We start from the raw sequence: 2,897 nt of genomic DNA, 5'->3' as shown, positions 1-2,897 counted from the left end.
ATATGATTCCAGTGAATAGAAGAACAGCTAATTTCTGTTTCATAACATCCCTCAATTCCATGTGAATTTTGATTTTGGTATTGCTAGATTACTAGTGTGGAGCGTAAATGTTTAGTTAGTACTCTTTTTATTGTACCATAATATGTAAATTAAAAAAGGCTGTATATCCAATGTAAGAGAGACTGAAAAATTTACTTATTGTTGTAAATTCGTGTGTTTTAGCTTCTAGTTCAATCGAAATGTAGACAGGATAAAGAAATTTTTTATAGAAATTTCAATTTTTACATCTTAAAATAATGATAAAGCGTAGATGAATTTATTCACTTCGGAGGTAGTTATTTGAACATTAACGAGAAGGCAATTGAAATGTTTGAACAAAATAAATATGAGGAAGCAATGGAACTGTTTCAACAAGCAGTACATGAATCTAGAGACGTACAATCTCTCAATAATCTTGCTTGGATATACTTCTATGAGGAAGAGAATGATGATAAAGCTCTTGAATTAATAAGAGAAATTGTTAAGTTGAATCCTTCTTCATACTTTCCTTATAACATCTTAGGGGACATTTACATGAAACAAGAAAAATGGACAGAAGCGAAAGAAGTATTACAAAAATCTATTTCGATTCAACCATCGGATGAAGCATATCATAATGTAGCTGTAGCTCATTATAACCTTGGAGAGCTGGAAAAAGCTTCGGAATTTTTTTTACGAGTTGCAGGGGATTCGGACTATATCATGTATAGCTATGTAAAATGTTTAATTGATTTAGAACGAACGACAGAAGCAAAAGAGAAGTTAGATACTTTTAACAGGGAATCTGATAATTTTTTAGGGGAAATTAATGTAGCAGATTTATATGTTGAATTGAATTGCTATAAAGAAGCAATTGAATGGTTCGAAAAGGGATATAAAGAATGCTGGAAAAGTCCTAATTGGATTGGTAGATTTGTGTATGCTCTATATAAAACGAATAATTTCTCCCGTATAAATGAAGTTATACGGGAATCTATCGAAGCGAAAACAGCAGAAATAGAAGATGTTCAGAGTGAAGAAGTAGAAGAAAACTGGACAGAAAATGATAAGAAAGAGTTAATTGAGGAATATACAGAAGAGAATAATTGTTATAAAACAATGGTAGAACGTATCAAATCTGGATACGTTCCAGGATTAGAGTTTGAAACTGATCATATAGGGGCTTGCTATTTATTTGGTTGTAAAAGACATAATCACCTTGAATATGAAAAATAAAAAGATTCGACTGTCACATATGATGGTCGAATCTTTTTCGTTATAGGTCGCTTGTATTACATAGGTGTATATCCTCTTTAGAGGCCACTTTTTTTATATTCAAAATATGATGTAGTGAAATAAAACCAATAAGTCCTATTCCGCCAAAAATAAGCCATGGTGTATACATTCCTCTTAAGTTGGATGTAAAAGATGTACCGGTATAATTACCAATGATAAAACCAAATGCGAGTGATAGTTGATAAAATCCGAAGAAAGTGGCTGTATATGATTCATTACTGTAATTTGCAATAGCGATATCAGCGTTAGGTAATACGAGTGTTTCACCGATTGTAAATAAAATTACACAAATAAAGAGCCAATATGGGTGTTGAAATAAAGGAATGAGTAAAAAGGAAATACTCATTAATAAAACACCGTATTTAATAATCGAAAGTGTGTTGTATTTGTGGAATAATTTTCGGAATAATACCATAAATATGACGCCTGTTATCGCATTTATCGTAATAACGAGTGTAGCAAGTTGATTGCTATTACTAATGTTTTTCATATGAAGTGGAAGTGCGACAGTAAGCTGAGTAAACATAATATAGAAGAAAATCATGATAAAGGAAAACAGAAGGAAAGATTTGTTTTGTAAGATGACCTGTATTCCTAATGTAATAGACGTGTTTTCAGTAGTGACTTGGAAGTGATTTTTAAGTAAGTAAAAAATAAAAGCAAATAACAGCATAAGAGATCCTGTTAGAGAGAAAGCGTAGAGTGGATCGAGTAAGAGTAAGAATCCTCCTGCAATTGGTCCGATTATTGCACCGCAATTAAAGCTAAGGTTTAAATATGTAAATAAATTTTTTCTCAAATGAGCTGGCTGTGAGCCAAATATAGCGCGAGCGGCAGGTTCGTAAAATGCAGTTCCGAAGCCAATAAGTGCAGAAGAAATAGAAATTGTATAGAAATCAGAGCATATTCCTAAAGCGATAAATCCGACTCCTCTTAAAAATAATCCGGCTATCATCATAATGATATAGCCTATTTTGTCAGCAATTAACCCTGAGAATAATGGGATAACTCGTGATGTAATTGTCATAATCGTCAACACTGTTCCTACTTGGACAGCAGAAAAATGAAGAAAGGTTAATAGATAAATAGCTAAAAATGCGTATACTGCAAAATACCCAAAAGACATAAAAAATGAAGAAATAAGCATGAAACGTATCGGTGTTGAGAAACCTTTCATAGAAATCCTCCTAATTATGTAACCAGTAAAATTATTTGATGGTTAACTATTTTATACTATAATTATACATAAAGTCAGAAAAAAGTAAATTTTAAGAAGAAGGTGGATCGAATTGAATCAAAACGCTCCAAATGAACTAGAATATATTCGGGAATTTTTAAATACATGGAGAATACCAAACGATACGAGAGAGCCTATTGATTTGCTGCAAACAAAAGAAGATATAAAGCTCTTTATGAAAGAATATTTTGATGAAGAGTTTCCATTTCATACGATAGAGGAATTAAGAGGTTTTCGAGAAGATATTCGGATGACAATTGAAGGCGAAGGATCATTACAAAAATGGTTAGAGAAATACCCATTTCATGTACATATAAAGGATGATATGAAAGGTATTACATATGAA

Annotated in this window: 2 protein-coding genes and 1 pseudogene; 2 read left to right on the top strand and 1 reads right to left on the bottom strand. The window is 31.8% G+C overall.

The window, feature by feature from the left end:
• Nucleotides 1-339: 339 nt before the first annotated feature.
• Complete coding sequence (locus ABWK52_RS28390; RefSeq protein WP_097995161.1) at nucleotides 340-1,254, top strand: tetratricopeptide repeat protein; 915 nt, start codon at nucleotides 340-342, stop codon at nucleotides 1,252-1,254.
• A 40-nt stretch (nucleotides 1,255-1,294) separates the two neighbouring features.
• Here ABWK52_RS28390 and ABWK52_RS28385 read toward each other — a convergent pair whose 3' ends face one another.
• Nucleotides 1,295-2,491, bottom strand: a complete 1,197-nt coding sequence (locus ABWK52_RS28385) for an MDR family MFS transporter (RefSeq protein ID WP_098507745.1) — start codon at nucleotides 2,489-2,491, stop codon at nucleotides 1,295-1,297.
• A 112-nt stretch (nucleotides 2,492-2,603) separates the two neighbouring features.
• Between ABWK52_RS28385 and ABWK52_RS28380 the strand changes: the two are divergent.
• Nucleotides 2,604-2,897: pseudogene (locus ABWK52_RS28380) on the top strand (CGNR zinc finger domain-containing protein); the annotation flags it as partial.

This window comes from Bacillus sp. AP50, assembly GCF_040492675.1.
GTDB lineage: Bacteria > Bacillota > Bacilli > Bacillales > Bacillaceae_G > Bacillus_A > Bacillus_A cereus.
The sequence above is the reverse complement of the archived record's forward strand: the minus strand, read 5'-3'. Positions and strand labels throughout refer to the sequence as shown.